Source organism: Obesumbacterium proteus, from assembly GCF_001586165.1.
Taxonomy (GTDB): domain Bacteria; phylum Pseudomonadota; class Gammaproteobacteria; order Enterobacterales; family Enterobacteriaceae; genus Hafnia; species Hafnia protea.
The window spans coordinates 4567795-4593041 of the sequence record NZ_CP014608.1 but is presented as its reverse complement, the minus strand read 5'-3'; the positions used below and the strand labels follow the sequence as shown (position 1 = coordinate 4593041).

Annotated in this window: 19 protein-coding genes; 16 read left to right on the top strand and 3 right to left on the bottom strand. The window is 49.1% G+C overall.

Features of this window, described 5'->3' with window-relative positions:
- Positions 1-3: 3 nt before the first annotated feature.
- The 5 genes from truD to rpoS all read left to right on the top strand — a co-directional run bounded on the left by truD (position 4) and on the right by rpoS (position 4850).
- Positions 4-1050: a tRNA pseudouridine(13) synthase TruD gene (gene truD, locus DSM2777_RS21495; RefSeq protein ID WP_025801559.1), complete on the top strand. Its 1047-nt coding sequence runs from the start codon at positions 4-6 to the stop codon at positions 1048-1050.
- Positions 1031-1792: a 5'/3'-nucleotidase SurE gene (gene surE, locus DSM2777_RS21490; protein ID WP_025801558.1), complete on the top strand. Its 762-nt coding sequence runs from the start codon at positions 1031-1033 to the stop codon at positions 1790-1792. Before truD ends, surE begins: the two co-directional genes overlap by 20 nt.
- Complete coding sequence (locus DSM2777_RS21485) at positions 1786-2418, top strand: protein-L-isoaspartate(D-aspartate) O-methyltransferase (RefSeq protein ID WP_046458366.1); 633 nt, start codon at positions 1786-1788, stop codon at positions 2416-2418. The genes surE and DSM2777_RS21485 overlap by 7 nt, the downstream gene beginning before the upstream one ends.
- Positions 2419-2827: 409 nt before the next feature.
- Entirely contained in the window at positions 2828-3811 is a 984-nt protein-coding gene (gene nlpD, locus DSM2777_RS21480; RefSeq protein WP_082790931.1) for a murein hydrolase activator NlpD, read from the top strand.
- A gap of 52 nt (positions 3812-3863) precedes the next feature.
- Positions 3864-4850: an RNA polymerase sigma factor RpoS gene (gene rpoS / locus DSM2777_RS21475; RefSeq protein WP_061555113.1), complete on the top strand. Its 987-nt coding sequence runs from the start codon at positions 3864-3866 to the stop codon at positions 4848-4850.
- 74 nt (positions 4851-4924) lie between these two features.
- Here the strand turns inward: rpoS and mutS are convergent, their stop codons facing one another.
- From mutS to DSM2777_RS21460, 3 genes are all read right to left on the bottom strand, one after another.
- Positions 4925-7483 (bottom strand): DNA mismatch repair protein MutS, encoded by a 2559-nt coding sequence (gene mutS / locus DSM2777_RS21470; RefSeq protein ID WP_061555112.1) that lies wholly within the window; start codon positions 7481-7483, stop codon positions 4925-4927.
- A gap of 265 nt (positions 7484-7748) precedes the next feature.
- Positions 7749-10889 carry an autotransporter outer membrane beta-barrel domain-containing protein gene (locus DSM2777_RS21465; protein ID WP_061555111.1) on the bottom strand — a complete coding sequence of 1047 codons (3141 nt, stop codon included), beginning with the start codon at positions 10887-10889 and terminating at the stop codon, positions 7749-7751.
- Positions 10890-11239: 350 nt separating this feature from the next.
- Positions 11240-12070, bottom strand: a complete 831-nt coding sequence (locus DSM2777_RS21460; protein ID WP_162270910.1) for a winged helix-turn-helix domain-containing protein — start codon at positions 12068-12070, stop codon at positions 11240-11242.
- A gap of 530 nt (positions 12071-12600) precedes the next feature.
- Here DSM2777_RS21460 and mltB point away from each other — a divergent pair.
- From mltB to alaS, 11 genes are all read left to right on the top strand, one after another.
- On the top strand, positions 12601-13701 hold the full coding sequence (gene mltB, locus DSM2777_RS21455) for a lytic murein transglycosylase B (RefSeq protein ID WP_061555110.1): 1101 nt from the start codon (positions 12601-12603) through the stop codon (positions 13699-13701).
- 439 nt (positions 13702-14140) lie between these two features.
- A complete protein-coding gene (locus tag DSM2777_RS21450) occupies positions 14141-15130 on the top strand; it encodes a FecCD family ABC transporter permease (protein ID WP_061555109.1) in 990 nt (329 codons plus the stop codon).
- Entirely contained in the window at positions 15127-15921 is a 795-nt protein-coding gene (locus tag DSM2777_RS21445; RefSeq protein WP_061555108.1) for an ABC transporter ATP-binding protein, read from the top strand. Before DSM2777_RS21450 ends, DSM2777_RS21445 begins: the two co-directional genes overlap by 4 nt.
- 26 nt (positions 15922-15947) lie before the next feature.
- Positions 15948-18104: a TonB-dependent receptor gene (locus tag DSM2777_RS21440; protein WP_071889963.1), complete on the top strand. Its 2157-nt coding sequence runs from the start codon at positions 15948-15950 to the stop codon at positions 18102-18104.
- Positions 18105-18123: 19 nt separating this feature from the next.
- Positions 18124-19149 carry an ABC transporter substrate-binding protein gene (locus tag DSM2777_RS21435; protein ID WP_061555107.1) on the top strand — a complete coding sequence of 342 codons (1026 nt, stop codon included), beginning with the start codon at positions 18124-18126 and terminating at the stop codon, positions 19147-19149.
- Complete coding sequence (locus DSM2777_RS21430; protein WP_061555106.1) at positions 19146-19601, top strand: hypothetical protein; 456 nt, start codon at positions 19146-19148, stop codon at positions 19599-19601. Before DSM2777_RS21435 ends, DSM2777_RS21430 begins: the two co-directional genes overlap by 4 nt.
- A gap of 31 nt (positions 19602-19632) precedes the next feature.
- Entirely contained in the window at positions 19633-20013 is a 381-nt protein-coding gene (locus DSM2777_RS21425) for an energy transducer TonB (protein WP_082790902.1), read from the top strand.
- Positions 20014-20135: 122 nt separating this feature from the next.
- On the top strand, positions 20136-20624 hold the full coding sequence (gene pncC, locus DSM2777_RS21420) for a nicotinamide-nucleotide amidase (RefSeq protein WP_046458359.1): 489 nt from the start codon (positions 20136-20138) through the stop codon (positions 20622-20624).
- A 72-nt stretch (positions 20625-20696) separates the two neighbouring features.
- On the top strand, positions 20697-21749 hold the full coding sequence (gene recA / locus DSM2777_RS21415; RefSeq protein WP_046458358.1) for a recombinase RecA: 1053 nt from the start codon (positions 20697-20699) through the stop codon (positions 21747-21749).
- Positions 21750-21814: 65 nt separating this feature from the next.
- Entirely contained in the window at positions 21815-22255 is a 441-nt protein-coding gene (recX, locus tag DSM2777_RS21410; protein ID WP_061555105.1) for a recombination regulator RecX, read from the top strand.
- A gap of 134 nt (positions 22256-22389) precedes the next feature.
- On the top strand, positions 22390-25017 hold the full coding sequence (gene alaS, locus DSM2777_RS21405; RefSeq protein WP_061555104.1) for an alanine--tRNA ligase: 2628 nt from the start codon (positions 22390-22392) through the stop codon (positions 25015-25017).
- Positions 25018-25247: the final 230 nt, after the last annotated feature.

Below are 25247 nucleotides of genomic sequence, written 5' to 3'. Positions count from 1 at the left end.
CGCGTGGATTTTGATGCACTTCATTATTTGCATGGACGCCCGCGTGGAACGGGTGTTTTAAAAGCGTTCCCAGAAGACTTCTTTGTTTCGGAAGATTTGGGGTTTGAGCCCGACGGTGAAGGTGAGCATCTGCTGGTGCGCATTCGTAAAGAAGGCTGTAACACGCAGTTTGTTGCCGATAATTTGGCTCGCTTTGCCAAAATTCCTCAGCGCTCGGTGAGCTATGCTGGCTTAAAAGACCGTCATGCCGTTACCGAGCAGTGGTTCTGTCTACATCTGCCGGGTAAAGAATCACCGGATTTGAGCCAGTTCATCTTAGAAGGCTGCCAAGTGGTGCGCAGTGCGCGCCATTTACGTAAGTTGCGCATTGGCACGCTGAAAGGCAATACGTTCCGTTTGGTGCTGCGACATATTACCGATCGTGACGATGTCGAGCAGCGTTTGCAGGCCATTGCATCGGAAGGCGCGCCAAACTATTTTGGCGCTCAGCGCTTTGGCCGCGGTGGTAACAATCTGGTTCAGGCTGCAAAATGGTCGCGTAATGAAATTCAGGTGAGAGAGCGACCTAAGCGTAGCTTTTATCTGTCTGCTGCTCGCAGCGCGATGTTCAATCAGATCGCTAACAAGCGTTTGGAGCAGGGTTCGCAACGTCAGGTGATGCTGGGCGATGCCATGCAGTTAACGGGCCGTGGCAGTTGGTTTGTGGCGAATGCCGAAGAGCTTGATAGCCTACAGCAACGAACAGACAGCGGTGAGTTACAAATTACGGCAGCATTGCCGGGCGATAACGATCTGGGGACGCGTGATTTAGCCGCAGAGTTTGAGCAACAGGCGATTGCCGAGTACGGCGATCTGCTGGCGCTGGTTAAGCGTGAGCGCGTAGAGTCCGCACGTCGTGCCATGTTGGTCAAACCGCAGGAGATGAGTTGGTCTTGGTGGGACGATGCAACGGTCGAAGTTGAGTTTGCGCTTCCGGCAGGCAGCTTTGCTACCAGCATCGTGCGTGAGTTATTTAATCAGGAAAACCCTAATGCGGATCTTGCTGAGTAACGATGACGGCGTGATGGCTCCGGGCCTGCAAACGTTGGCGGCAGCGCTGCGTGAGTTTGCTCAGGTGCAGGTCGTTGCCCCTAATCGTAATCGCAGCGCTTCTTCAAATTCATTAACGCTTGAGTCACCGCTACGTATTGATACATTGGCGAACGGTGATATCAGCGTGATCGACGGTACGCCAACCGACTGCGTTTATCTGGGCGTGAATGCCTTGATGCGGCCTCATCCAGAAATTGTCGTATCGGGTATTAATGCCGGGCCTAATTTGGGCGACGATGTGATTTATTCGGGAACCGTGGCCGCAGCAATGGAAGGGCGACACTTAGGTTTTCCTGCGCTGGCGGTTTCACTTGATGGTTTTCAGCATTATGACACGGCGGCTCAGGTGACATGTCGCCTGCTGAAGGCGTTGGCGGCGCACCCTTTACGCACGGGGCGCATTCTTAATGTGAACGTCCCTGATTTGCCTTTGTCACAGATTAAAGGCATTAAAGTGACGCGCTGTGGTAGCAGACATCCGGCTGATAAGGTGATTCATCAGCATGATCCACGCGGCCGCGATCTGTACTGGATTGGGCCTCCGGGCGCGAAACATGATGCAGGACCTGATACTGATTTTGCTGCCGTTGAGCAAGGTTACGTATCTATTACGCCTTTACAGGTGGACTTAACGGCGTATCACGCGCAGGATTTGCTTTCTTCGTGGCTTGAACAGACTAAGGTCGGTGAGGAATGGTAGATAGACGTGTGCTGACCTTATTGCAGCAGTTGATGCAGCAAGGGATCGGTGATGAGCGGGTACTGAAAGCCATGGCTGAAGTTCCGCGTGAAAAATTCATTGATGAGGCCATGTCTCACAAGGCCTACGACAATACGGCCTTACCGATAGGCTTAGGCCAAACGATCTCTCAACCCTATATGGTTGCGCGTATGACGGAGCTGTTACGCGTTGGGCCCGAGGCTAAGGTGCTGGAAATTGGCACTGGCTCTGGCTACCAAACCGCGGTACTGGCTCATCTGGTACAACACGTATTTTCTGTTGAGCGGATTAAAAGCCTTCAGTGGCAGGCTAAAAGACGCCTTAAGCAGCTGGATTTACATAATGTATCGACGCGTCACGGTGACGGTTGGCAAGGGTGGGCATCACGCGGCCCGTTCGACGCAATTATTGTTACCGCTGCGCCGCCTGAAATCCCTGAGGCATTGCTGTCGCAGTTAGCCGATGGCGGGCGCTTAGTTTTACCCGTGGGTGAATTTGATAAAACTCAGCAGCTACGTTGTGTACAACGGCGTGGAAATGAGTTCTCCGTTGAGTCGATTGAACCCGTGAGATTTGTGCCACTCGTTCAGGGTGAGTTAGCCTGATTTTTCAGCTATGCCCCATACCTTTTTGACCGTCGGGCATCAGCTATGTTTTTGTGCATCAAGGCGAATAACCGAGAACATATCTGCTATGTTAAATCTACATAGCGATTTTTCTTATTGATTCGCATTTGACCCGCACTCTGTTTTTAGTGTCCAATTCATTACTTATTGCAGTATATAGTTGGAAATTAAATGCAGCGGGCGAGGCTTTTGATCGTGACCTTGCCTGATTTTTTGTCTTGTTTGGTATTTCTTCGCTAGCCCAATGGTTGGGCAAGCTGGTTCAGAGCGCGTAAAGTTCTGGTTACTTGAAGCTGTGGCTATCGGTAATTTAGACGGATAAGAGACTGAATATGTTGGATATCGCTGATTTTGCTGTCATGGGGGAAGCATGAGCATGGGAAGCCCGATGATGAAGTGGCGCCGGGTAGCGGCGTGTACTTTGATTACTTTATGGTTGGCTGGTTGTTCGTCAGATAATAGTTCTGCGCCGATAAGCTCGGTAAATGGTGGCGGCAATGGCAACGGCCGTATGCTGTCAAATGGCGGAAATACCAGTACGGCCCAAACCGGTGACGGCGGTCGCATTGTATACAATCGTAGCTATCAGAATATTCCGAAGGGAAGCTATAGCGGCGGCACTTATACCGTAAAACGCGGCGATACGCTCTTTTATATCGCGTGGATCTCTGGAAATGACTTCCGCGATCTTGCAGAGAAAAACAACATTCCTGCGCCGTACAGCCTCAATGTTGGGCAAACAATCAAATTAGACGCCAACAGCAACAGCGGCGGCATGCTTGCTGCTAACGATGGAACCAGCGGAGTTCCAACGCAACCATCAAGTGGTCAAATTAAGAGCACAGGTGTTGATTCTCAATCAACCACAGCGTATTCTGATAATTCGGGTAAACAGAATGTTGGCAAAATGTTGCCTGCATCTACAGCTACAGCGGCGACAACGACTGCTGCAGCTACAGTTCCGAGCTCGTCAGCCAGTAGCGTAAGCAGCAGTGCTCCAGTTGGAACCTGGCGCTGGCCTACTGACGGTAAAATTATCGATAACTTCTCTTCTGCCGAAGGTGGAAATAAAGGCGTCGATATTGCGGGTTCACGCGGCCAGTCGGTGGTCGCCACGGCTGATGGTCGTGTGGTATACGCCGGCAACGCGCTGCGTGGTTACGGAAATCTGATCATCATTAAACACAATGATGACTACCTGAGCGCCTATGCCCATAACGACACGATGCTGGTCCGGGAACAACAAGAGGTTAAGGCGGGTCAAAAAATTGCAACCATGGGGAGCACCGGAACCAGCTCAGTAAGATTGCACTTTGAAATTCGTTACAAGGGGAAATCCGTAAACCCGCTGCGCTACTTGCCGCAGCGATAGTCGGGGCAGAATCGCTGTATTCTGCCCGCAATATCACGGGTAGGGTACAGCTATGAGCCAGAATACGCTGAAAGTTAACGAGTCAAATGAAGAAGTAGACTTCGATGAGAACGGGGAAGAAGCGTTTGACGAGAAGGTACTCGTTGAAGAACCCTCCGAGGTTGATTCATCCGATGAACTGATGGCACAAGCCGTTTCACAACGTGTACTTGATGCAACTCAGCTTTACTTGGGCGAAATCGGTTACTCTCCGCTGCTAACCGCAGAAGAAGAAGTCTTTTTTGCACGACGAGCGTTACGTGGAGATGAAGCGTCTCGTCGTAGAATGATCGAAAGTAACCTGCGTCTGGTGGTTAAAATCGCCCGTCGCTATAGCAATCGCGGCCTTGCGCTGTTAGATCTGATCGAAGAAGGCAATTTAGGTTTAATCCGTGCCGTCGAGAAGTTCGATCCAGAACGTGGCTTCCGTTTCTCTACCTATGCAACATGGTGGATCCGCCAAACGATTGAGCGGGCTATCATGAATCAGACGCGTACAATCCGTTTGCCGATTCATATTGTCAAAGAGTTGAACGTTTATCTGCGAACCGCACGTGAACTTTCACACAAACTGGATCATGAACCGAGCGCGGAAGAGATTGCTGAGCAGTTAGATCGTCCGGTCACAGACGTTAGCCGTATGCTGCGCTTAAACGAGCGTATTACTTCAGTGGATACTCCGCTGGGGGGCGATTCAGAGAAGGCCTTACTGGATATTCTCACCGATGAGAATGAAAGTGGCCCGGAAGATACCACGCAAAGCGATGACATGAAGCAGAGTATTGTTAAGTGGTTATTTGAGCTTAACGCGAAACAACGTGAAGTTTTGGCACGTCGTTTTGGTCTGCTGGGTTATGAAGCTGCTACCTTGGAAGATGTTGGGCGCGAAATCGGTTTAACCCGTGAGCGTGTGCGTCAAATCCAAGTTGAAGGCTTGCGCCGTCTGCGTGAAATCCTGCAAGGACAGGGATTGAGCATTGAGGCTTTATTCCGCGAATAAGACTTTCGACAACGCATAAAATAAAAAGGTGAAGCTTTGCGGCTTCACCTTTTTTTATGCTGCAAGTTTAGAGTTTAAACCATGCCTTTTAGGCGATAGAGCCAATCCAATGCCTGACGCGGCGTTAGCGTATCGGGATCGAGCGTTTCCAGCGCTTCCACGGCCGGTGATGCTTCAGGCTCAGCCAGAAGCTGAAGCTGTGATCCATCAATTTGGCTATTGCCGGTTTGCGCCGATAAAGTTTCCAGCTCTTTGAGTTTTTGTCTTGCACGCTTGATGACATCGCGAGGAACACCCGCCAGCGCAGCAACCGCAAGGCCATAGCTTTTGCTGGCCGCGCCATCTTGTACGCTGTGCATAAAGGCAATGGTGTCACCATGCTCTAGAGCATCGAGATGGACGTTGTATACGCCTTCCAGTTTTTCTGGCAACGTGGTTAATTCGAAGTAATGCGTGGCGAATAACGTCATGGCTTTGATGCGGCTGGCCAGATTTTCGGCACAGGCCCACGCCAGCGATAAGCCGTCATAGGTTGATGTCCCGCGACCAATTTCATCCATCAGCACCAAACTGTTTTCCGTGGCGTTATGCAAGATATTGGCGGTTTCGGTCATCTCAACCATGAAGGTTGAACGGCCTGAGGCTAAATCATCGGCGGCACCCACGCGGGTGAATATGCGGTCGACAGGCCCGATCACGGCTTTCTCAGCAGGCACAAAGCTGCCAATGTGCGCCATAAGCACAATGAGCGCAGCTTGGCGCATATAGGTGCTTTTCCCGCCCATGTTAGGACCGGTGATCACGAGCATGCGGCGCTGTGGTGAAAGTGACAATGGGTTTGCAATGAAAGGCTCTTTGAGCACTTGCTCAACTACAGGATGGCGTCCGCCAACGATTTTAATACCGGGCTTATCGCTGAGCTCTGGGCGGACATAGTTTAGCGTTTCAGCGCGCTCGGCCAGATTGCTCAGCACATCTAGTTCGGCCAGCGCGGTAGCGCTTTGCTGTAGATCGGCCAAATGAGGTAACAGCATGTCGAACAGTTCTTCATAGAGACGCTTTTCTAGCGCCAATGCTTTGCCTTTTGAGGTCAGAACTTTGTCTTCATACTCTTTTAACTCAGGGATGATATAGCGTTCTGCGTTTTTTAAGGTCTGGCGACGGACATAGTGAATCGGCACTAAATGGCTTTGGCCACGGCTAACCTGAATGTAATAGCCATGCACGCCGTTGAAACCGACTTTCAAAGTGTCTAAACCAAGCTTCTCGCGTTCACGAATTTCTAAACGATCGAGGTAGTCGGTAGCACCGTCGGCCAGCGCACGCCATTCGTCTAGCTCTGCGTTGTAGCCTGGCGCGATGACTCCGCCGTCGCGAACCAGAACGGGAGGGGTTTCTACGACCGCTCTTTCCAACAATTCTTTCAGTTCTTCAAACTGACCGGCATTTTTCGCCAGCGTGGCAATGTGCGGCGTGGCATGGTCACCGATGAGCGCCTGAATTTCAGGTAGCTGTTGGAACGCATAGCGCATGCGGGCAAGGTCACGTGGACGAGCGGTACGCAGAGCTAAACGGGCAAGAATTCGCTCAAGATCGCCGACCTGACGCAATAGCGGTTGAAGGTCTTCAACCAGAGGCTGAAGGGCTTCGATGGCCTGTTGACGATGATTAAGCGCTTTGTGATCGCGGCTCGGCATATGCACCCAGCGTTTGAGCATGCGACTGCCCATCGGCGTGACGGTGCAATCCAAAATAGCGGCCAGCGTATTTTCAACGCCGCCGGAGAGATTCTGTGTGAGCTCTAAATTTCGGCGGGTTGCGGCATCCGTAATAATGCCGTCTTGCTGGCGCTCGATGGTAATCCCACGGATGTGGGGCAGCGTGGTTCGTTGCGTATCCTTCACATATTGCAGCAAACAGCCAGCCGCACGCAGCGCCTGTGTGGATTGCTCCACGCCGAAACCATTGAGATCGCGGGTGCCAAACTGGAGGTTTAGCTGTTGCCGTGCGGTGTCTAACTCAAACTCCCAAAGCGGACGGCGGCGCAGGCCACGGCGGTTTTCAATTAACTGCATTGAGGCAAAATCTTCGGGATAAAGCAGCTCAGCTGGATTAGTGCGCTGGAGTTCCGCGGCCATGGTTTCGAGATCGGCAGGTTCGGCAACGCGAAAACGGCCAGAGCTAATATCGAGAGTCGCAAAGCCAAAGCCGCGTGCGTCCTGCCAGATTGCCGCTAGCAGGTTATCCTGACGCTCTTTGAGTAGCGCTTCATCGCTGATGGTACCCGGTGTGACGATACGAACTACTTTGCGTTCGACAGGCCCTTTAGTGGTTGCTGGGTCGCCAATTTGTTCACAAATAGCGACGGATTCACCGAGCTGTACCAGTTTTGCGAGATAGTTTTCAACGGCATGATGCGGAATGCCCGCCATGGGAATCGGCTCTCCGGCAGAGGCACCGCGCTTGGTTAGCGAAATATCCATGAGCTGAGAGGCGCGTTTGGCATCATCATAAAATAGCTCGTAGAAGTCACCCATACGATAGAACAGCAGGATATCAGGATGCTGTGCTTTCAGTTTTAAGTACTGCTGCATCATCGGGGTGTGTGAGTCTAGGTTTGTCATGTCGCTCATAGAATTTCTATATCTAATATATTGAATTTTAAGATTGTCGTGATTTTTTAGATTCTGTTTAAGCATCACGAAATCGTTTGGAGAAGCGGTCATCCGGAACGATTTTTTAGGGCACTATACTAACGTAGGGATCTGCAAACTGACATAGCTAATATCTGGAAGTGCTTCGCAAGTTTGGTATGCAATAAGTATGTCGCTCTACAGATAAACAAAAGCCCGCCGTAAAGGCGGGCTGTGTATTTAGCGAAGGACTTAGGAACAAAGCTTAGAAGCTATATTTAATCCCTAACATGCCAGACGTGTCGTTATAACCGGCATCGCCGATTTGCTGGGCGATATTTATCCAGCCACTGGTGCGTTGGCTGAATTGCCCTTCAATACCGATTTTCACTTCACCAATGTTGCGTGCGCCGTCTTGGGATAGTTTGACATTATTCATCTCTACGCCGAACCGCTGGGTATTATGGATCCAGTTAATCTCAGCAAAGGGTTCGAAGGTACGATCTTTATTGTCATCCTGTGTTGCATTGCCCTGCATGTAGGCGCGAACGCCGAGACGCGTTTGCAGATTATTGTTGCCCGTGCTGTCCACTCGGGTGCCGTTTCTTTCTACGTGACGATCCACTTTGACTCCCATCCACGTTAACTGTGCTTTAGGCTGAATAAACACTTTGCGGCGTTCGCTTTCACGCACTTTAAAGGTATATCCACTTTCCACAGATCCCGTGAAACCGTTAGAGTCATAGGATTCGGACGGTAAATCATCACCGTTTACCGAGTTTTTAAACCAGTTATACAGCAGCCAGGTATCAACATAGAGCCCAGTCTTATCGGCATCGTTGTTATACCAAGTACTGTAAGCGCCCACGGAGTAGCCATCAATGCTGGAACGCGAGTCATGGCGCGATTTGTTCGAATGGGTATGGCTTTTCGCATTGGCGTAGCCAGCCATCAGGCCTAAGTGCCAGCGATCTAGACCATCCGTACTCCACTGCGCAATATCACCGCCTAATTGCATAACGTAGCGATTGGTGCTGGTTTTCAACTGCCCACTGCTATCTTTAAAGTTATTACGTCCACCGATCTGGTGTAACCACATGCTGGTCACTTTTTCTTCACCGGTTAATGCATCGGTATATTGAGTTTCACCCAAGCGATCGTGTAATCGAGTGGTGAATAAAGTATTACCTGCCGCATGGTTGGCAATATAACTCCCCGCTTCTGGGCGAACGACCATATCTTTCGGCTTGTTGGGTACTGCCGGTGGTTCCGGTTCTTTCGGGTCAACGACCGGAGGCTCAGGATCTTTCGGATCTACTACCGGTGGTTCAGGCTCTTCAGGCGGTTCAACGACTGGAGGCTCTGGTTCTTCAGGTGGTTCAACGACTGGAGGTTCAGGCTCTTCAGGCGGTTCAACGACCGGAGGTTCAGGTTCCTCTGGTGGCTCAACAGGAGGAAGCTTGGAAATCAAATACCAGTCGTTTAGCGCTGACTGCGTTGGATCATAGGCGGTTGGCGGCGTGTAGGATGAATCACCACGCTGCAAATAATAGTCATACAGGCCTGCGACAATACGACCTTGCTGAACGAACTGGCCGCTTGAGTCACCTTGAACTTCAATGAGTTTAATCCCATTAGTGGTTAGCGCTCCTATACCACCCGCGTTATTAACGGCAACGTAAGTCGAGCCGGTGGTATCACCGGCAATCACTAATTTATCGGTCGGTGAGCTATCGTCGCCCAGTTGGGTATTCATAACCAACAAGCCACCATCGCCATGGTAGTTGCCCGTGATGGTCAAGGTTTTGAATGTTGGATCCGCATCGCTGTGGGTAAAGTTGATTTGGCTCCCTGTATTTAGCGTGAGCGCGCTCACCGAGGAGTCACCGTCCATATTCCATGAGGCATGGGTCAGTGCTATGCGGCTTTCTCCGAGGTTGCTCTGATAGGCTGCGCCGTTCCAAACTGAACCGTTGGTTAGGTTTAAATCGATCAGGCTGTCTGTGCCTTCCGCGTTGATGTCACCGTTAATATTATATTGACCACCGGTGGAGCCATCGATGGTGCCTCCGGCTGCATAGAGTGCGTAACTACCGTCAGATTGGCGGCCTGCGGTGGCTACATGGAGTCCACCCTCTAGAGTGACGAGGCTGGCAGCCGCGCTGTAAATTCCGTGAGTTGCATTAGCACTATTCACCTGAATAGATGAGCCATCGCCCAGCGTTACTTCTGGCGATGTATATCGGGTGTTGTATAAACGTGCGTATACACCATGTGCGCCATCACCGTTTGTGATGATAGACGACGCATCTCCTACCGCAGCTTTACCTGAATATGCATAGATACCATAGGCCGTATTGCCTGTGGTTATGATATTGGTTTGGCCTAGCGTTACGTTGCCATCGTAATAGCTATAGATCCCGTAGGCATCAGTATTGCCTGTCGTAATCGTGTTACGACTACCACCTGTTACTTCGCTCTTATTAACGCTGTAAATACCCGATGATTTATTCCCGGTGGTAGAGATATTCATGCCATCATCAATTTGGATTTTAGCTGAGCCGGTGGCGTACAGCGCGTGAGATGAGCTACCTTCGGTGCTGAGCAGCGTATTTTTGCCTAATTCAATGAGGCTTGAAGTGGCTGCATAAGCCGCATAAGCATTGTTGGAATGAGTATATAATTTGGCTCCATTCCCCAGTTTGATGCTTGAACCTGATTGAGCGGTGCGAATTGCGTAGGCGCTAGAGCCGTTTGTCGTAATGGTGGCGTTGTCTTCAACCACGACGCGGTTAGCGGCCACGGAAGCATCTTTCATCGCGGATACCGAGATGCCATGACCCGATTGACCCCATGTTTCGATGTAGGCGTTGTTACCAACGTACACGTTGGCCGATCCTAAATAACCATTACCCGAGTTATAGGATGTATAGCCGGTATTGATAGCGTCGCCGGACGAGCCTTTAGCATAAATCTTGGCGTTATCGCCAATAATGACGAACATAGGGTTATCAGGCGTACTCGCATTACCGTGGGTACGGATGGTGTCGTAGTCGGTACCGTCAGAGGTCGCCGTGAAATTATCGCCAAAAATAACCCCGATGCTGGCACCGGTCTGAGTATTATTGTTGATCATGACCGTGTGTTTGAAGGCTTCGCCGCCGGGGCCATTTAGCGTCACGTTATCGCCATAGACTCTTACCGCTTCATTAGCCCAAACATAGACGTAGTTAGGCGTGCCGGTGATGGCATTATATTCTGTGTTTGCTGCGCTGGGGATTTTCGCCCGAATGTCGTCTGGTAACGATGAAACCGGCAGTGAATAAGCAGGAATAGAAAAAACAATAAGCGCAGCTGAAATACAGCTGGCAAGCATTGATATTTTTAACGGGCGTGTTTGTTTCATAATTATTCTCCCTTTTTCTTCCATTCAGGAATGTCTCTGACCAGAGAAACCATCCATGTAAGCAGAATCATCAATAACCCTTAATTACTATGTCTTTATCCTAACTCAATAAAACTTAAATGGAATTTTAAACTAGCAAATTGCGTTACTACAGTTTTTTGTTCTTATTTTATGTGGTGATTAATATTGGTTAAGTTTTAAGTTTTGTTTTGTTGCGGAAGTTAATTGACGGGAACTTGATGTGATAAGCGCTTTAATGTGAATTCAGCTTTTTAAATGGCGTTTGCAGGAATAAAAAAATGCCCGCAGGAGTTACGGGCATTTGAAAAGCTAAAGATAACGTAATTTAGCTAAAGGGATCTTTCATTAGTGATGCTTTCACATATTTCTATTTTGTTTTCACGCAAAATCTTGCATTTAACAACAAAGATTCTCGATATGTCAGAAATATAGCTGCTGACCCTATTGCTGCGGTTGACTAAAATATAGTCGTCAGGTTTGCAGTTAACCTCTTTTGCCTTTAGGAATTCCAGTATGTTATTGCGAGCATCCTCTGTGATAGGGCTATAGAGGGAGTTATCCGCAATAAACGTTTTACACTCACCGACTTTTCCAATGTAAATTTCTTTACTTATAGATAGATAGTAAATGGATAACGTCGCAATAAGAATTGCAAAGGCAACAACTATATATATCAATAACAGCCACTTTCTGCGTCTGCCGCTGACTTCTTTTTGTACACTGAACGTTTCTATTGGTTGAACTGGAGGGCTGTGCGTTCTCTCAGTAATTGACGCGTCTTGCTGAGAATTATTTTCATCTTGCTCATGTTTCTCTGCTTCGATTTGTATTTCGCTGCGCAGCATAAACCCCATTTTAGGCGCGGTTGTGATGAACTCTTCATCTAACCCCATGCTTTTTATCAAACGTCGTAATTTGCTAACGCATTGATTTAAATTACTATCGCTAGAAATTAAACCATAATTATCCCATACCTTCTGAAATAGTAGATTTCTACTAACAACTTCGCCTTGATGAGTGATTAGCAGCAATAATAATCGCTTAGTGATATTGGATATGAGAATAGGTTCAATATCCGGCTGTTTCACAAAAGATAAAGCGCTGGTTCCTGGTGTAAATAAAATTAGGTCATTAATTTTATAACTTATGTCATCTAACATATTCACCTCGTTAACACCGACTAATGGCATCCCCCGATTGCCAGTGAACAGCTTCATAGCGGTGATAATTAGTGTGTAAAAAGTCGTACCGTGCATGAGCACAGCAGGAAATTGGCTATATTCTTATGAATAAATTGGTTTTACTGGCGTAGCCAACCGTTAAGTAAATAATTAGATGTTTTCATAGTGGCTATAAGTCCTCCGTTCCATGGATGAGCGTTGGACATTTATAACTTATATCTATTATCAATGGAAATAATATATAACCTAAGGATTTAATGGTATAGCATTTCATAAATAAGCGTTAAATCAGTTTATTGTTCTGTACGATTTTGAAAAGTAAGATTTTTCTCAACGTTAATTATATTTTATGAGGTCTTATGTTCAGGCGTGAAATGGTATAAAAAACATTAATTATGGTGGTGTGTGTTCTACATCTGTTTAACTTGCTGGATGAGATTCCAGTTTGCACCCCTCTGGCAACGCGCTAACATATCGGTCACTTTTTCTTGCATTGCGATGGATATTCGATGCGTTATCTAGCTGCGCTCCTGCCTATTGTGGTCTTGCTATCAGCCTGTAGCAGCAAGCCAAAACCGTCTAACGACGTTACTGAAACTACGCCACAAACGGCCAAGGGCGGTTTTTTACTGGATCCTTCTCACTCGGGCCAAGTGCAGATGGGGGATTTTGCTTACGATCCTGCGATGAACCGTTTTGTAGACAAAATGGTCAGCGAGCATGGTTTTGATCGTCAGCAATTGCACGATGTGTTGGCGCAGACCAAACGTTTGGATTACGTTCTCAAATTGATGGATAGACAAGCGCCAACTACGCGCCCGCCTGCGGGGCCTAATGGGGCTTGGCTGCGCTATCGCGGCAAGTTTATTACTCCTGATAACGTACAAAATGGGGTTGTGTTCTGGAACCAATACCAGGATGCCTTACAGCGTGCTCAGCAGGTCTATGGTGTGCCGCCAGAGATTATTGTTGGCATTATTGGCGTTGAAACCCGCTGGGGACGCGTCATGGGGAAAACCCGCATTATTGATGCCTTGGCAACGCTGTCGTTCGCTTATCCGCGTCGTGCGGAATACTTCTCCGGTGAGTTAGAAACCTTTTTATTAATGGCGCGTGAAGAGGGCGACGATCCGTTGAACCTGAAAGGGTCATTTGCAGGGGCGATGGGGTATGGCCAATTTATGCCATCATCCTTTAAGAGCTATGCGGTTGATTTCAACGGCGATGGTCATATCAATCTGTGGGATCCTGAGGACGCCATCGGTAGCGTGGCCAATTACTTTAAGGCGCACGGTTGGCAATCAGGTAAAAAAGTAGCGGTACCAGCTAATGGTCAAGCTCCAACGCTGGAGAACGGCTTTAAGACTAACTACTCCATTACTGCGTTGGCAGAGGCCGGCCTTAGCCCTCAAAGCTCGTTAGATGGATATCAGCAGGCAAGCCTGCTGCGTCTTGATATGGGCACGGGTTACCAATATTGGTACGGTTTGCCGAACTTCTACACCATTACCCGCTATAACCATAGTACCCACTATGCGATGGCGGTGTGGCAGCTAGGTGAAGCCGTTGGTCAGGCTGCTCGCCAAGGCAGCGTGTTCCAGAGTAACTAATTTCATCTGTACCTCCTCCCCGCTATGGGGAGGAATATTCTCAAGACTAAACCTTCATTGTTCTTTGATTTGCCGAATCCTCCCACCTTTTCTATTGTTCAAAAATTACCTAAATAATTCTCTGTGATCGAAAAAAGTTAATCAGCTAAATTAACTATAGCTATTAGGATTTTTAATACGTTATTCAACCGGATGTAACCATAAAGTGGTGTTCTTATAACTCGTTGATATCGAATTTGAATTTTAATTTTATTCTCCTCATTGGTTAATTTGTATTATTTATTAAGAAAAGTTTTGATTATTTATATATGATCGCTGTATAGTTTTGTATATATCGATTCAGTGAATGAATTTTAAGCCCATGAATTTTTTAAATCGACGCTCTAAATCGAGCGGACGAGGCCTTTTTGTGCCTGTTAATCAGAGATCAAGACGGTTAATGCTCGCCTGCGTGGGGCTGTTAGCGGTGGCTAGCTTGGGTTCGCTGATGCTCGGGCGGTATGCGATTTCAGGGGCAACACTGTTTCGTTGGGCAGAAATGTTGATGGGTGCTGAGTCTATGCCGGAGCAGCGTTTTGCTTTGTTGAATGCTGTGATTCTAGATTCTCGTCTGCCTCGGGTTTGTGCTGCCGTGATGGTTGGGGCAGGGCTGTCGGTTGCTGGCGCAGCGTTTCAGGCTGTCTTTCGTAATCCGCTAGTTTCACCCGGTTTGTTGGGAGTTCTAAACGGCTGTGCGTTTGGCGCATCCCTTGGCATTGTTTTTAACGTAGGGAGCGTTGGCACACCGCTATTGGCGTGTGCGACAGGGCTCATCGCGGTGGCAGTTGGTGTCATGATTGCTCGTGCGATGCGTAGTGACTCGATTTTAATGCTGATCTTAGGAGGCATTATTAGTAATGCCTTGTTTGCTGGGCTGTTATCGGTCGTGAAATATATGGCTGACCCGCAAGATCAACTGCCAGGCATTGTGTTTTGGTTATTGGGAAGCCTGAGTGCAGTTTCTCTGCCGCTGCTGTATGTCATGGCGCCGGTTTTAGCGGTGGCAATTATTTTGCTGGTCTTGCTGGGGCGTGTGCTTGACGTGGTGTCTTTAAGCGATGACGAAGCTTATAGCCTCGGTATCCCGGTGAACTATGTCCGCTATTTTGTTATTACGCTTGCCACGCTGATCTCCGCGTTAACCGTGAGTTTAGCGGGGGTCGTGGGATGGGTGGGATTGTTAATTCCTCATGTTGCCCGTTTGCTGATTGGCGCTTCAAACCGTTGGATTTTACCGCTAAGCGCGACTTTAGGAGGCTTATTCCTACTGATTTCAGATGGTTTGGCTAGAACGCTGACGGCTTCTGAAATCCCGCTGGGCGTTGTGACTGAGCTTTTGGGGGCCATAGCCTTTCTCTTCCTTATCGGTCGAATTCGGCAGGGGGCATGATGGCGGCAATATTGAGTGCTCACGAGTTGTGCTATCAGATTGGGCATCATGTTCTCATCGATAAGATTAATTTAAAAATAGAACCGGGTGAGAGCATTGCGCTTTTGGGAGCTAATGGCGCGGGGAAAACCACGTTGCTACGTTTGCTGCTGGGCGTTTTACCCGCGACTTCGGGAGCTATTTATCTTGAGGGCAAACGGCTAACCGAGTGGGCTCGCCGGGATGTTGCTCGGCGCATTGCCTATGTCCCACAGCAGCACACTCCGCATTTTCCGTTCACCGTCAGGCAAATGGTGGAACAAGGCCGTTTGCCACAGCAGGGACTTTTTCGTTCGATGGACGCAGATTTACATGAACGAGTTTCTCTGGCGCTTGAAATGATGGGGATCGCGGATCTGAGTGAGCGCGTTTATACCCAACTTTCGGGGGGAGAGCGCCAATTAGTGTTACTGGCGCGTGCGCTGTTGCAAGAGACGCCTCTTATTCTGTTGGATGAGCCCACTAACGGCTTAGATTACGGCAATCAATTACGACTTTTAGAACGACTGCGGAGTATCGCGGATAGCGGACGCAGCATTCTCACGATTACTCATTGCCCTGAGCATGCCTTGCTTGCGGCGAATCGAGTATGGGCGCTTCAGGATGGTAGGTTGATAGCGGATGGATCTCCTCAAGAGATTATTACGCCGACCTTAATCCATCAGCTTTACCACACCGAAGTCAGCCAAATCGACAGCGATCACTATCGCTTTTTTGTACCGCGTACTTTCGTTCCGTGTTCTACCCCGTAGATCGGTTCCACAGCGTAAAAAATAAAATGCCTAAATTGATGAAAGAAGTTATTGCGTCAGTGCCTTTATTACTGACGGTTGCCGCTATTGCCCCAAGCTATGCAATAGCTAATACGGCAACAACACCGGAAAATAAAGATCTTCAATCGCTACAGGCGATTACTGTTACTGCGACGCCCGAATCGGCCGATCCTTCGCTGGCGAAGAACAAAGCGGCAAGCCTCGGTCCATTGGGCGAGCGTAAATTGCAGGATACGCCATATTCCGTCCACGTTATGTCTAATGACGTGATTACCGAACAGCAGATGACCAGCTTAAAGGATATCCTGAGCTATTTTCCTTCGGTGCAAGGTACCGGTGTTCGCCCGCAGAGTCGGGGGATGCAGGGGAGCGTGGTGCAAAATAGCCTGCTCGATGGGCTGAATATTGTATCTACTACGGAATATCCCGCAGAACAGTTTGAAAATGTTCAGGTATTGAATGGATTAGCGGGCTCATTGTTTGGCCCCGCCAATCCCGCAGGGATGTTTAATTTTGTCTCTAAGCGCCCAGCGGCCAACATGCAGGGGCGAGTCACCACCGGCGTACGAACCGGAACCGCCTATTTTAACTCGCTAGATATCGGTGGGCCGATTGGTTTTGATGATCGCTTGCAGACGCGCTTAACGGTGTTGGATGAACACGGTGATAGCTATGGGGCTGAGAGTAAAAAACGTCGCCAGTTCGTTGGGTTAGCAACCGATTTTCATTTCAATGAAAACACCGTATTGGAAAGTAATTTCAGCTACTACAACTATTTATTGAAAGGAAATCCCGCTAATTTTGCTTTGGCACCCGGCGTGAGTTTCCCATCGGGGCTCAATCCCAAGCATAGCCACTACGGCCAAGATTTTGCGGGTGATAACGACACTACCTACACAGGAAGTGTGCATCTGAAACATACGTTCGATAATGACTGGAAGCTGCATTTAGGATTCCTGCGTCAGATCGCCGACCGTGAGTCTACGGCGGTAACGAATACGTTGTTGAATAATCAGGGTGATTATATTTCGACGGTGTCCAATACCACCGCCAGCCGTTTTACGATCAGCAGCTATTTGGCCGATGTGAATGGCACCGTATGGACCAAAGATTGGCGGCATGATTTGACTCTGGGATACCGTGGGTTTGATTGGAAAAACTATAATCCGATCGATGGTACGAAAACCACGCTAGGTACAGGTTCGCTATCCCACCCCAGTGAGTTTGATAAACCTGACTTCCCTGATTTCACGCATCGTTATCATTCGGCTACCAGTACACAAAATGCCTTCGTGTTGGGAGATACGCTGACCTTCAACCCGCAGTGGAGCATGATGCTGACGGGAAGCCAAAATTACCTTAATACCAGCAACTATGCCAAAACAGGCAAACAGACCAGTGATTCAAGCGATAGCGGCTTTAGTAAATCAGTCAGTCTGATATATAAACCTGTTGATATCTTGACGCTTTATACCACCTACGCAGATAGCTTACAGCAGGGTGACACCGCGCCTTCTGGAGCCAATAACCAAGGTTCGATTCTTTCTCCCTACCGCAGTGAACAGTATGAAGTAGGCGCGAAAGTTGCCGTTAATCACCTTAACCTTTCCTTAGCCGCATTCCAGATCAAGCGCCCTTATGCCTATGTGCAAACCAACGGTGACTTTGCTGAGGAAGGCGAACAGCGCAACCGTGGTCTGGAGTTTGTTGCAGACGGTAATCTCACCGACGATCTCCGCATTTTTGGCGGCGTGACTTATCTCGATCCAAAACTGCGTAATTCAGCAAACTCTGCCACAGAGAATAAGCAGATCGTTGGCCTACCGAAGATGAGCGCCAATATGCTGGTGGAATATCAACTGCCTTGGGTTTCTGGCTTAGGAATGAACATGAATGTGCATTATACCGGCCGCCGTCCAACGGCGAACGACAATAGCTCATGGGTCGGTTCTTACAGCACGGTCGATCTCGGCACCAGCTATCAAATGCCGCTAGCCCAAACTCAACTGACGTGGCGTGTTGGCGTGACCAATGTGACCAACCGTCGTTACTGGGACAACATCGTACCCGGAGCATTAACTGGATATACCGGTACCGGCAGCGCAAGCGCACAGATGGGGGCTCCACGTATGGCCTATGCCTCATTGCAGGTCGATTTTTAGTTGATGTGAAGGAACTCTAATGAAAGTGAAGTTGCAGTGGTGGATAGCTTTGGTCGCAGCCGTCAGTTTCGTGGCCATGGCATCGACAGAAACATCGCGCACGGTGGTCGATGACGTTGGTAATACGGTTATCGTTCCCACACATGTTACGCGTGTTGCTGACGCATGGTTTGCACATGCATCCCTCATGATGACGTTGGGCGAAGGTCGTAGCATGGTTGATTCTGTCAATCATGCGAAAAGTCGACCATGGATGTTTACGCTGCAGCCTTCACTGTATCAGGCGCGTGCTGTGCAAGGTACGCGCTTTAACGCTGAAACATTGCTGAATGATGGGGTTCAACTAGTCTTTGTCGCGGCTGGCGATCCGCAGGTAGTGGCTTTGCAGCGTGTAGGGTTGCCCGTGATGCAGATGCATTTCACGACACTGAACGGCTTGAAACAAACGCTGTTGAATACGGCGCAGGCGATGGGAACACCGTCAGCCATGACGCGAGCCAAACTCTACAACCAATATCTTGATCGGCAGTTGTCGCGTATTCATGCCATTACCGCAGGGCTTACAGAAAATCAGAAGCCGCTGGTATTGCATATCTCTTCATTACATCCGCTAAAAGTAGACGGGCGCGATACGCTTATCAATGATTGGATCCAGATTGCGGGTGGGCGAAACGCGGCTCAAAGCATTAAAGGGAATATGCAGGCGGTGTCGGCAGAGCAGGTTTTAGCATGGCAGCCAGATATTATCATTCTGGCTGCGGATGCGGGCGATATTCATGATGCGCCTGATGCTGCAGTGTTACAGGTGTTGAATGCGGTGCAGGATGGAAAGGTCGTGCGTAATCCTAGCGGCGTCTTTCCTTGGGATCGCTATGGGACAGAGAGTGCGTTGCAGATCCAGTGGGCAGCACAACAGCTACATCCTGAACGGCTAAAGCAAGATGATATGGTGTTGATCACACAGCGCTTTTATCGGCAGTTTTTTGATTACTCTTTGTCATCCCAGCAGGCATCTTTAATACTTCAAGGGCTGGCGCCGCAATGAAGCGCAAGGATGTTGAGCACCCAGCGCCTCCATTGGGCCGTCATCGCTATATTGAGATAAAAGACCGACGCGTAGTGGCATTTGGGTCAGTTCCCGATGAGAACTTGGACAAAGAGCGAATTAACGATCGCCAAGGCAGTATACCCACTCAATCTCTTCGTCGTGCTTGGCTGGGCGCAGGGATTGTTCATGTGCTGGGATTAGTTCTGTTGGCGGTTATTGCGTTCCGCCAGCATACGGTGCCACAGCTCGATTTGGCTGACATACCCACAATGCAGGTTTCGCTACACACGCCGGTGGTCAGTGTGCCTGCGGCAACCTCGTCGCCTGAAGTGGTTGCTAAAAAAGAACCAGAGATGAAAAATTCGGCGATGCAGACAATGAAGACAGAGACAGCTCCGCCCAAAAAGGTTGAGCGTAAAAAAAACGTTATGGCACCGGACAACAGATAAACCTGAGCCTTCTCACTCTTCAGTATCTAACATGCAGGTATCTCATCAATCATCACCAGCGGCGATGAGCGCTGATCCCCATGAGAGTGCGGTTTCAGCATCGGTAAATCATGGAACGCTATCGCATCCTCTATCTGTCTCTGCGCAGGCCTTACGCTGCCAAGTGCCAGCACCTGTCTATCCCGCAAAGGCAAAATGGCTCAAACAGGAGGGGACGGTTATCGTCAAACTCATGTTGGGAGAGCAGGGAGAGCTGCTGAATGAGTCTGTAGCTAAAAGCAGTGGCATAGATGCATTGGACGATGCCGCTTTGCACGCGATAGCGGGAGCGCACTGCCAGCCTTATCGAGAGAATGGCATAGCTTCTACCGTTGTGACTTTGCAGCCAGTGACCTTCCGTTTAAGAAGCTGATTTTTTTCTCTCTTGGAATCCATTCCGCATTTCCGATTTTTGACGGTCACATATCAGAGCACATCATCTAAAAGAAAGTGCTAACATCAAAAGCCGATTCTAACCGTATATAGGAAGAATACATGACGGATGATGTGTTACTTGAATTGAGCACGACGTTGGGAGCACGCCTAAAGGAAAAAGGCGCCACGTTGACCTGTGCGGAGTCTTGCACGGGGGGGTTAATCGCCAAGGTGATTACTGATATCAGTGGGAGCTCCGCTTATTTTGAGCGCGGCTATGTGACATATAGTAATCAGGCCAAGCATGAGATGCTGGGGGTGACGCTAGAATCGCTGCGGTTATATGGCGCCGTTAGTGAAGCCGTTGTGAATGAAATGGCACAGGGCGCACTCCGCGCGGCAAACGCAGATTTTGCTGTTTCAGTAAGCGGCATCGCGGGGCCAGACGGCGGTTCAGCGGCTAAACCCGCGGGTACCGTGTGGTTTGGTTTTGCGGCTAAAGATGGGCGTACATATTCTATTCGTCAATATTTCCCCGGTGGGCGTCTTCAGGTACGCCAACTGGCGGCAGAGTTTGCCCTGTGTGTTCTAATTGAAAAATTTCTCTGAACATACTTGATACTGTATGACTATACAGTATAATCAACACCAATTTCAGGTTCGCTATGCATGGAGTAACAGATGGACGAGAACAAACAAAGGGCTCTAGCCGCTGCGTTAGGCCAGATCGAAAAGCAGTTCGGTAAAGGTTCCATTATGCGTCTTGGTGATACCCAGACGTTGGATATTGATTCTGTATCTACAGGTTCTCTGAGTCTGGACGTTGCTCTGGGCATTGGCGGTTTGCCGATGGGCCGTGTGGTTGAAATCTTCGGGCCAGAATCTTCCGGTAAAACTACGCTGACGCTGTCGGTTATTGCCAGTGCACAGGCTGCGGGCAAAACTTGTGCGTTCATCGATGCTGAGCATGCGCTGGACCCAATCTACGCTGGTAAGTTAGGTGTGCAAGTTGATGATTTGCTGATCTCTCAGCCAGATACCGGCGAACAGGCATTAGAAATTTGTGATGCTCTGGTACGTTCAGGTGCGGTTGACGTTATCGTCGTGGACTCCGTTGCTGCACTGACGCCTAAAGCAGAAATTGAAGGCGAGATGGGTGATTCCCACGTTGGTTTGCAAGCGCGTTTGATGTCTCAGGCGCTGCGTAAACTGACCGCTAATATCAAGAACGCGAACTGCTTGGTTATCTTTATCAACCAGATCCGTATGAAAATCGGCGTTATGTTCGGTAACCCAGAAACCACTACCGGTGGTAATGCGCTGAAGTTCTACTCTTCTGTTCGCTTGGATATCCGTCGTATCGGCGCGATTAAAGATGGCGATGAAGTCGTCGGTAACGAAACACGCGTGAAAGTGGTTAAAAACAAGGTTGCTCCACCATTCCGTCAGGCTGAATTCCAGATCCTTTACGGCGCGGGTATTTCTAAAGAAAGCGAGCTGATCGATCTAGGTGTTAAGCATAAGCTGGTGGATAAATCCGGTGCTTGGTATGCCTATAACGGTGACAAGATTGGACAGGGTAAATCAAACTCCATGAAATACTTGCAGGAAAACCCTGCTATTCGTGCCGAGTTAGATACCAAACTGCGTGAAATGTTGTTGAGCCACGCAGCCGCAGAGAACGCAAACCATAAGCCTTCAGATGATGAAGAGCTGTTGGAAGACGACGCGTAATCACGCGTCGTGCTTGAGAATATACCCGCAATGCGGGTATAGAGTACCGCTTCGAGGACGAATAAGTGACTGAAACACTGAATCGGGCGATGCGGTTACTTGCTCAACGCGATCACAGCGAAACTGAATTGCGCCGCAAACTTGCGGCGCAAGACGTTTCTGAAAAGGACGTTGAACAAGCCATCGCTTATTGTCATGAGCATAACTGGCTAGACGATCGTCGGTTTGCCGAGCGATATCTCGTGATGCGCAGCCAAAAGGGCTATGGCGTACAGCGAATTCAGCAAGAATTAGGCATGAAAGGTATTGCGCGCGATCTTATCTATGATGCTTTTGCGTCGTCAGATATTGATTGGAGCGCATTAGCAAAACAAACTGCGCATCGTAAGTTTGGTCAAACTCTCCCCCAAGAATGGAAAGAAAAAGCGAAGGTGCAGCGATTTTTATTGTACCGAGGCTTCTTTCAGGAAGAAATTTACGCTGTTTTCTCCAATTTGTCGGATTGAATGCACGCGGGATTTTACTTCCCAGTGAAGAAAATTTATCTTATTCCCACTTTATGTTTGTGCGCGGCCGACTTGCAGTCAATTGCGAGAGGGTCTGTTCACTACAGTTCTTTTAGCCTGACTCCGGGACAATTATGAGCAAGAGTACCGCTGAGATCCGTCAAGCGTTTCTCGATTTCTACCATAGCAAAGGACACCAGATCGTAGAGAGTAGTTCTCTGGTTCCGAATAACGACCCTACGTTGTTATTCACCAATGCGGGTATGAACCAATTCAAGGATGTTTTCCTCGGCATCGATAAACGCAACTACAGCCGTGCAACAACGTCTCAACGTTGTGTGCGTGCAGGTGGTAAACATAACGATTTAGAAAACGTCGGTTATACCGCACGTCACCATACATTTTTCGAAATGCTGGGCAACTTCAGCTTCGGTGACTATTTCAAGCACGATGCTATCCAGTTTGCATGGGAGCTGTTGACCGGTGAGAACTGGTTCAACCTGCCGAAAGAAAAACTGTGGGTGACCGTGTACGAAACCGACGATGAAGCCTTTAACATTTGGGCTGACGAAGTTGGTGTACCACGCGAACGTATCATTCGCATTGGCGATAACAAGGGCGCTCCTTTTGCTTCAGATAACTTCTGGCAAATGGGGGATACCGGTCCTTGTGGTCCATGCACCGAGATTTTCTACGATCACGGTGACCACATCTGGGGTGGCCCTCCAGGAAGCGCTGAAGAAGATGGCGATCGCTATATTGAGATCTGGAACATCGTCTTCATGCAATTCAACCGTCAGTCTGATGGCACCATGCTGCCGTTGCCAAAACCATCTGTTGATACCGGTATGGGATTGGAGCGTATTGCGGCCGTTCTGCAACACGTTAATTCTAACTATGACATCGATCTGTTCCGCACGCTGATTGCCGAGACGGCAAAAGTGACCGGTGCAACCGATCTGTCTAGCAAGTCACTACGCGTTATTGCTGACCACATTCGTTCTTGTGCGTTCTTGGTTTCTGACGGCGTACTGCCTTCTAACGAAGGCCGCGGTTATGTTCTGCGTCGTATTATCCGTCGTGCTGTGCGCCACGGAAATATGGTGGGAGCGAAAGAGACTTTCTTCTATAAGCTGGTTGCCCCACTGATTGACGTGATGGGCTCTGCCGCTGATGAGCTGAAACGCCAGCAGTCGATGGTTGAACAGGTTCTGAAAACTGAAGAAGAACAGTTTGCTCGCACGCTGGAACGCGGTTTAGCGCTGTTGGATGATGAGCTATCAAAACTGACCGGCGATACGCTGGACGGTGATACGGCTTTCCGTCTGTACGATACCTACGGTTTCCCACTGGATCTGACCGCTGACGTTTGCCGTGAGCGTAATTTGAAAGTCGATGAGATTGGCTTTGAACGCGCAATGGAAGAGCAGCGTCGTCGTGCGCGTGAGTCTAGCGGCTTCGGCGCAGACTATAACAGCATGATCCGTGTTGATGGTACTTCCAAGTTCTCTGGTTATGATCATAACCAGCAGCATTCAAGCGTGACGGCATTGTTCCGTGACGGTCAGGCGGTTGACGTTCTGAACGCAGGCGAAGAAGGCGTGGTTATTCTAAACGAAACCCCATTCTATGCTGAATCCGGCGGTCAGGTTGGCGATAAAGGCGAACTGACAGCGCAAGGCGTGAGCTTTGTCGTAACTGATACTCAGAAGTATGGCCAAGCGATTGGACATCAGGGGAAAGTTGCGCAGGGCTCATTGAAAGTGGGTGACAGCGTTGAGGCGACGATTGATGAAGCTCGTCGTAGCCGTATTCGTTTGAACCACTCAGCGACGCACTTACTGCATGCTGCTTTGCGTCAGGTGCTGGGCGATCATGTTTCCCAGAAAGGCTCATTGGTGAGCGATCGTAACCTGCGTTTCGATTTCTCTCATTTTGAAGCCATGAAACCTGAACAGATTCGTCAGGTTGAAGATATCGTCAACGCTCAGGTTCGACGCAATCTGCCGATTGAGACCAACATCATGGATCTCGATGAAGCAAAAGCGAAAGGCGCGATGGCATTGTTTGGTGAGAAGTACGATGAAAGCGTTCGTGTGTTAAGCATGGGTGATTTCTCCACCGAGCTGTGTGGCGGTACGCATGCGCGTCAGACGGGCGATATCGGTTTGTTCCGTATCACTTCTGAAGCGGGCACCGCGGCTGGCGTGCGTCGTATCGAAGCCGTAACAGGTGAAGGTGCGATTGCGGTTATGCATCAAGACGCCGATGCTTTACGTGAAGCGGCTGCGTTAGTGAAGAGCGATGCTCATAGCGTTGCGGATAAAATCCGTGCCGTTATGGATAAAACTCGCCAGTTGGAAAAAGAGCTGCAACAGCTTAAAGATCAGCAGGCTGCTCAGGAAAGTGCATCACTTTCCAGCAAAGCCGTTGATGTGAAGGGCGTGAAGCTTCTGGTAAGCCATCTGGATAACGTAGAAGCCAAAATGCTGCGCACGATGGTTGATGAGCTGAAGAATCAGCTTGGTTCTGGCGTCGTGGTTCTGGCAACTACCGCTGAAGGTAAAGTTAGCTTAGTTGCTGGTGTCACCAAAGACCTCACTGGCAAAGTGAAAGCGGGTGAGCTGATTGGTATGGTCGCCCAGCAGGTTGGCGGTAAAGGCGGTGGACGTCCTGACATGGCGATGGCAGGTGGTAGCGATGCCGCGGCATTACCTCAGGCGCTGGCTGGTGTAGAAGCTTGGGTTGCAGATAAGCTGTAATTTAAGATAGTTCAAAAAACAAACGTCATATCTTATTGTCAGGTATGGCGTTTTTTGTTTTTTAGTTAACGTACTTGTTATAAAAATTACTACGGTGTATACCTTTTGGACTAAACTTGTACATACAGTGTGGACCAGCCTAATCTGCTTACACATTATGAACTTGTTATAGGTTACGTTTTCACAATAGATGATGGATAATGGCGGGGGAAGCTGAGAGACCCGACTCT

Bases quoted from the DNA above. Each gene is read 5' to 3' on its own strand.
- surE (WP_025801558.1), top strand. From the start codon at position 1,031: ATGCGGATCTTGCTGAGTAACGATGACGGCGTGATGGCTCCGGGCCTG.
- DSM2777_RS21485 (WP_046458366.1), top strand. From the start codon at position 1,786: ATGGTAGATAGACGTGTGCTGACCTTATTGCAGCAGTTGATGCAGCAA.
- nlpD (WP_082790931.1), top strand. From the start codon at position 2,828: ATGATGAAGTGGCGCCGGGTAGCGGCGTGTACTTTGATTACTTTATGG.
- rpoS (WP_061555113.1), top strand. From the start codon at position 3,864: ATGAGCCAGAATACGCTGAAAGTTAACGAGTCAAATGAAGAAGTAGAC.
- mutS (WP_061555112.1), bottom strand. From the start codon at position 7,483: ATGAGCGACATGACAAACCTAGACTCACACACCCCGATGATGCAGCAG.
- DSM2777_RS21465 (WP_061555111.1), bottom strand. From the start codon at position 10,889: ATGAAACAAACACGCCCGTTAAAAATATCAATGCTTGCCAGCTGTATT.
- DSM2777_RS21460 (WP_162270910.1), bottom strand. From the start codon at position 12,070: ATGTTAGATGACATAAGTTATAAAATTAATGACCTAATTTTATTTACA.
- mltB (WP_061555110.1), top strand. From the start codon at position 12,601: ATGCGTTATCTAGCTGCGCTCCTGCCTATTGTGGTCTTGCTATCAGCC.
- DSM2777_RS21450 (WP_061555109.1), top strand. From the start codon at position 14,141: ATGCTCGCCTGCGTGGGGCTGTTAGCGGTGGCTAGCTTGGGTTCGCTG.
- DSM2777_RS21445 (WP_061555108.1), top strand. From the start codon at position 15,127: ATGATGGCGGCAATATTGAGTGCTCACGAGTTGTGCTATCAGATTGGG.
- DSM2777_RS21440 (WP_071889963.1), top strand. From the start codon at position 15,948: ATGCCTAAATTGATGAAAGAAGTTATTGCGTCAGTGCCTTTATTACTG.
- DSM2777_RS21435 (WP_061555107.1), top strand. From the start codon at position 18,124: ATGAAAGTGAAGTTGCAGTGGTGGATAGCTTTGGTCGCAGCCGTCAGT.
- DSM2777_RS21430 (WP_061555106.1), top strand. From the start codon at position 19,146: ATGAAGCGCAAGGATGTTGAGCACCCAGCGCCTCCATTGGGCCGTCAT.
- DSM2777_RS21425 (WP_082790902.1), top strand. From the start codon at position 19,633: ATGCAGGTATCTCATCAATCATCACCAGCGGCGATGAGCGCTGATCCC.
- pncC (WP_046458359.1), top strand. From the start codon at position 20,136: ATGACGGATGATGTGTTACTTGAATTGAGCACGACGTTGGGAGCACGC.
- recA (WP_046458358.1), top strand. From the start codon at position 20,697: ATGGACGAGAACAAACAAAGGGCTCTAGCCGCTGCGTTAGGCCAGATC.
- alaS (WP_061555104.1), top strand. From the start codon at position 22,390: ATGAGCAAGAGTACCGCTGAGATCCGTCAAGCGTTTCTCGATTTCTAC.